This is a genomic window from Brevundimonas sp., from assembly GCF_036677305.1.
Taxonomy (GTDB): Bacteria; Pseudomonadota; Alphaproteobacteria; order Caulobacterales; family Caulobacteraceae; genus Brevundimonas.
The window spans coordinates 1-5,392 of the sequence record NZ_JAKFEB010000061.1 but is presented as its reverse complement, the minus strand read 5'-3'; the positions used below and the strand labels follow the sequence as shown (position 1 = coordinate 5,392).

The window sequence follows — 5,392 nt, the reverse complement described above, 5'->3', positions numbered from 1 at the left end:
CCCGGACCTTCGACGCCGGCGGCCGCTATGTGACGCCGGGGCTGTGGGACAACCACGTCCATTTCGGCGGCGCGGGGCTGGAGGAGGAGAACGCCGACCTGATGCCTCTCTACGTCGCCAACGGCGTGACGGCGGTGCGGGACGCGGCGGGCGACCTGTCCTCGACTGTGCTGGACTGGCGAGCGACGCCGCCGCGCGAGATCGCGCCCCGCCTGTTCACCTCGGGCCCCAAGATCGAGGGGATCAATCCGGTGTGGAAGGGCGTGATCGAAACGGGCAGCGAGGCCGACGTCGATGCGGCGCTGGACCGGCTGCAGGCCCTGCACGTCGATTTCGTCAAGATCACCGACAATACGCTGAAGCCCGAGCTGTTCCTGTATGCGGTGCGTCAGGCGAAGGCGCGGGGAATGAAGACCTCGGGCCATATCCCGATGGGGATCACGGTGCTGGAGGCGGCCGAGGCCGGGCTGTCGACCATCGAGCATCTGAACTATCTGATGAAGGCCGGATCGCGGGACGAGGCGGCGATCTCGGCCGACTATCTGGCCGGGCGCTACACCTATGCCGAGGCGATGGCGCGGTATGCGGACACCTTCGATCCGGCGGTGGCGCGGCGGGTCTACCGGCGGCTGGCCGAACTCGGCGTGATGGCTTCGCCGACCCAGCACGGTTCCTCGACCCTCGCCTGGCTGGACCGGGACGACCACGCGGACGATCCGGAGCTGGCCTATATCGGCCCGGGTATTCGCGGAACCTACGGCTGGCGCGTCGAGCGGGCGGCCCAGGCGACGCCGGAGGCGGTCGCGGCGAGGCATCGCGTCGAGGCGGTGACCCTGACCACCCTGCCCCTGCTGCAGGAGGCGGGGGTGCGCATCCTGGCGGGGACGGACGCGGGGTTCCTGAACTCGTTCAACTATCCCGGCTTTTCGCTGCATGACGAATTGGCGCTGTACGTCGCCAACGGCCTGAGCCCGCGCGAGGCGCTGGCGGCTTCGGTGATCAACGGGCCGGCGCTGATGGGCGTGTCGGACCGGTACGGACGGGTGGCGCCGGGCGCGGCGGCCGACCTCATCGTGCTGGACGCCAATCCGCTGGAGGACATCTCGGCGACGCGGCGACTGCGGGCGGTGGTGCGGGACGGGCGGCTGCTGGACCGGGCAGAACTGGACGGGCTGCTGGTCCGGATCCGGGAGGGCGTGTCGGCGCGGGAGGCCGCCGCGCGCTGACGGGTTTCGGTCGGAAGGGGAGGCGGCTAGAACGGCGGACGACTCGCCAAAGGATCCGACCATGAAAACCCGCGCCGCCGTCGCCTTCGAGGCCAAACGTCCGCTGGAGATCGTCGAGGTCGATCTGGAGGGGCCGCGCGCCGGAGAGGTGCTGATCGAGATCAAGGCGACCGGCATCTGCCACACCGACGCCTATACGCTGGACGGGCTCGACAGCGAGGGCATCTTCCCCTCGATCCTCGGCCACGAGGGCGCGGGCGTGGTGGTCGAGGTCGGGCCGGGCGTGACCTCGGTGGCGGTCGGGGACCATGTGATCCCGCTGTACACGCCGGAATGCCGGCAATGTAAAAGCTGCCTCAGCCGCAAGACGAACCTGTGCACCGCCATCCGCGCGACCCAGGGCAAGGGCGTCATGCCCGACGGGACCAGCCGGTTCAGCTACAAGGGGCAGGCGATCGCCCACTACATGGGTTGTTCGACCTTCTCGAACTACACCGTCCTGCCCGAGATCGCGGTGGCGAAGATCCGCAAGGACGCGCCGTTCGACAAGGCCTGCTACGTCGGCTGCGGCGTGACCACGGGCGTGGGGGCGGTGGTCAATACGGCCAAGGTCGAGCCGGGCGCCAACTGCGTGGTCTTCGGCCTGGGCGGCATCGGGCTGAACGTCATCCAGGGGCTGAAGATGGTCGGGGCCGACATGATCGTCGGCGTCGACATCAACGACACCAAGGAAGAGTGGGGCCGCCGGTTCGGCATGACCCATTTCGTCAATCCGAAGAGCGTGCCGGACGTGGTGGCGCATCTGGTCGAGATGACCGGCGGCGGGGCGGACTACACCTTCGACTGTACGGGCAACACCGTGGTCATGCGTCAGGCGCTGGAGGCCTGCCATCGCGGCTGGGGCGAGAGCATCGTCATCGGCGTGGCCGAGGCCGGCAAGGAGATCGCGACGCGGCCGTTCCAGCTGGTCACCGGCCGGGTGTGGCGCGGATCGGCCTTCGGCGGCGCGCGGGGCAGGACGGACACGCCGCGGATCGTCGACTGGTACATGGACGGCAAGATCGAGATCGATCCGATGATCACCCACACCCTGCCGCTGGAGCGGATCAACGAGGCCTTCGACCTGATGCATGCGGGCGAGAGCATTCGCAGCGTGGTGGTGTTCTGATGACCCGGCGGCTGATGGTGCTGCTGCTTCTGCTGGCGGGCTGCGCGCCCACCGCGATCGCGACGGGAGTCGCCGCGCCGCGACTGATCGACGGAAACGGGCGCGAGGTCGCCTTCTCCGGCGCCCTCCCCGAGGGGTTCGCGCTGTCCAGGGGCGTGCTTGGTCCGGATTTCGTGACCTATGAGATCGCCTCGGGCGGGGTGGTCTATGTGCAGACCTATTCGGGCAATTTCGCCGACTTCCCCAAGCGCGACGCCGGGCCGGGGCGTGTCCGCGGGCGCAATCCCAAAACCTATGAGATCCGGGAAAACGGCCGCGAACGGCCGATGGAATACCTGTGGACCGACGACAACCGCGACTTTCCCGGCTATCTCCAGATCACCATCCCGGCCGGTCTGACGGGTGAACAACGCGCCACCGCGCGGTCGATCGCCGGTTCGCTGCGGCCCGCGCCGTTTTCCTGACGCCAACCCGAGCGGAGAAGCCAGACATGTTCACCCACATCACCGTCGGCGCGAATGACGTCGAGGCGTCGCGCAAATTCTATGACGCCGCGCTGGGCGCGCTCGGCATCGAACCCGGCGCCGGGCCCGATCCCAAGGGCCGGTACTGGTGGCGGACGGCGCGGGGCGCTTTCGCCGTCGGCAAGCCGATCGACGGCGATCCCGCCTGCCACGCCAACGGCGGCACCATCGGTTTCGCGGCCGCGGACGGTGATGCGGTGGACGCCTTCCACGCGGCCGGGATCGCGGCGGGCGGCACGGCCATCGAGGACCCGCCCGGCGTGCGCGACGGCGCCTTCGGCAAGCTGCACCTCGCCTATCTGCGCGACCCGTCGGGCAACAAGATCTGCGCCCTGCACCGGCTGGGGTGATGGAAACGGTCAAGCAACACGCCGTCCACGGCGGGACGCTGCGGTATCTGAAGCATGACAGCGCGACCACCGGCACGTCCATGACGCTGTCGGTGTTCGTCCCGCCCGGCGATGGGCCGTTTCCGGTCCTGATCTGGCTGTCGGGCCTGACCTGCACCGAGGACAATTTCACCACCAAGGCGGGGGCGTACGCGGCCGCGGCCGAACAGGGCGTGATCATCGTCGCGCCGGACACATCGCCGCGCGGCGAGGGGGTGGCGGACGACCCGGCCTATGATCTCGGTCAGGGCGCGGGGTTCTACGTCGACGCGACCGAGTCGCCCTGGGCGCCGCATTTCCGCATGGAAAGCTATGTCGTCGAGGAGCTGATCGGCCTGATCGACGCCGAATTCCCGACGACGAAGGCCCGGTCCATCAGCGGACATTCGATGGGCGGGCACGGGGCGCTGACCCTGGCGCTGCGCCATCCGCACCTGTTCCGCTCGGTCTCCGCCTTTGCGCCGATCTCGTCGCCGACGCGATGCCCGTGGGGCGAGAAGGCGTTCACGGCCTATCTCGGCCCGGATCGGGAGACGTGGGACGCGCACGATGCGGCGCGGCTGATCGAAGGCGGCGTGGGCGAGGGGTGTTACGACGACATCCTGATCGACCAGGGCGACGCCGACCCCTTCCTGACGGAACAGCTGAAGCCCGAATTGCTGGTTCAGGCGGGCGAGGCGGCGGGGCAGACGATCACCCTGCGGATGCAGCCGGGGTATGACCACTCCTACTTCTTCATGGCCAGTTTCATTGACGACCATGTCGCCTTCCACGCGGCGCGGCTGAAGGACTAGACTGGTTCCAAGACCGGAGGTTCCGATGAGACGTTTCGCCCTCGCTCTCGGCCTGATCGCCCTGGCGGTCGCCGCGCCCGCTGTGGCCCAGCAGCAGATGACAGATCCGGACTTCCATCCGACGGTGGCGCGGCCCGCCTTCGCCGCCGACGGCCCGGTGGTCGTGATCGACGGCGCACACAACAATTTCCACACCGTCGACGGCCGCTACGCCCCGTTCGTCGCCCTGCTGCGGGCCGACGGCTATCAGGTGCGCGGCGGGATCGCGCCGTTCGACGCGGGCGGGCTGGAGGGGGCGGGCGTGCTGGTCATCGCCAACGCCGGTCCGGCGGACGGCGGGTCGCCGTTCACAGCCAGCGAGATCGAGGCCGTCGAGCGATGGGTGCGCGGCGGCGGGCGGCTTCTGCTGATCGCCGACCACGCGCCGTTCGGTACGGCGGCCGAGGCGCTGGCTGCGAGGTTCGGCGTGAAGATGGGCAAGGGCTACGCCTTCGCCATGACCGGCGAAGCCGACCTCACGACCAACCTGACCTATCCGGCGGAGGCGTTCGGGGATCACCCGATCATCACCGGTCGAAACGCCGACGAGCGGGTGACGAGCGTGACCGCCTTCACCGGTCAGTCGCTGCAGGGCCCCGAGGGTTCCGTGATCCTGCTGCCGATGACGGTGGGCGCGCGTGAGGCAAGGGACCTGCCCACCCTGCAGGCGCTGGCCGAACGGCTGGAGGGCGGCGCGGCGAGGGAGGCCGCCCTGGCGGAGCTGTCGACGCCCGCCCTGCCGGCGCAGGGGCTGGCCTTCGCTCACGGCGAGGGCCGCGTGGTGGTGCTGGGCGAGGCGGGGATGCTGTCAGCCCAGGTGGTCCGCTATTCGGACGGGCAGCCCGACAGGCGGTTCGGTATGAACATGGCGCCGGGCAATGCGCAGTTCGGGCTCAACATATTGCACTGGCTGACGGGCCTCCTGCCCTGAGAGTGTGCTAGCAGGGGCCCATGACCGAGAACGCCGCCCCAGACTACGCCCCGATGTTCGCCGCCCTGTGCGTGGAAGTCGGCTTCTGCCTTCATCCGAAGGGCGAGGCCCGGGTCCAGGCGGCGTTGGCCAACGGGCTGGATGCGGCGGTGCGCGCCGTGTTCGACGCCGAGGGCGTGGACTTCGCCTCCTCGACGGGGGATCTCAGGCGCGCCGTGCGGGCCTGCCTGAAGGCGCATCTGCCGCAGGGCTGAGGCTTCACTCGCCCTTGGGACCCCGTCGTCCGTCCCGGTCGCGGCGGTCATCCCGATCATGATCCCG

The 5,392-nt window shown here is 69.5% G+C and carries 7 protein-coding genes; all 7 read left to right on the top strand.

Annotation, left to right across the window (positions count from 1 at the left end; genetic code table 11):
* On the top strand, positions 1-1,226 hold a 1,226-nt coding region (locus V6M42_RS03670; RefSeq protein ID WP_332677227.1), incomplete at its 5' end, for an amidohydrolase family protein.
* Positions 1,227-1,287: 61 nt separating this feature from the next.
* Positions 1,288-2,394 carry an S-(hydroxymethyl)glutathione dehydrogenase/class III alcohol dehydrogenase gene (locus V6M42_RS03665; RefSeq protein WP_332659391.1) on the top strand — a complete coding sequence of 369 codons (1,107 nt, stop codon included), beginning with the start codon at positions 1,288-1,290 and terminating at the stop codon, positions 2,392-2,394.
* Positions 2,394-2,858, top strand: a complete 465-nt coding sequence (locus V6M42_RS03660; RefSeq protein ID WP_332677224.1) for a hypothetical protein — start codon at positions 2,394-2,396, stop codon at positions 2,856-2,858. The genes V6M42_RS03665 and V6M42_RS03660 overlap by 1 nt, the downstream gene beginning before the upstream one ends.
* A gap of 26 nt (positions 2,859-2,884) precedes the next feature.
* The gene (locus tag V6M42_RS03655) at positions 2,885-3,268 is read left to right on the top strand and encodes a VOC family protein (RefSeq protein ID WP_332659389.1); all 384 of its coding nucleotides are present in this window, start codon (positions 2,885-2,887) and stop codon (positions 3,266-3,268) included.
* Positions 3,268-4,101 carry an S-formylglutathione hydrolase gene (fghA, locus tag V6M42_RS03650; protein WP_332677222.1) on the top strand — a complete coding sequence of 278 codons (834 nt, stop codon included), beginning with the start codon at positions 3,268-3,270 and terminating at the stop codon, positions 4,099-4,101. Before V6M42_RS03655 ends, fghA begins: the two co-directional genes overlap by 1 nt.
* A gap of 25 nt (positions 4,102-4,126) precedes the next feature.
* The gene (locus tag V6M42_RS03645) at positions 4,127-5,071 is read left to right on the top strand and encodes a DUF4350 domain-containing protein (RefSeq protein ID WP_332677220.1); all 945 of its coding nucleotides are present in this window, start codon (positions 4,127-4,129) and stop codon (positions 5,069-5,071) included.
* A 20-nt stretch (positions 5,072-5,091) separates the two neighbouring features.
* Complete coding sequence (locus V6M42_RS03640) at positions 5,092-5,325, top strand: hypothetical protein (RefSeq protein WP_332677218.1); 234 nt, start codon at positions 5,092-5,094, stop codon at positions 5,323-5,325.
* Positions 5,326-5,392 lie beyond the last annotated feature (67 nt).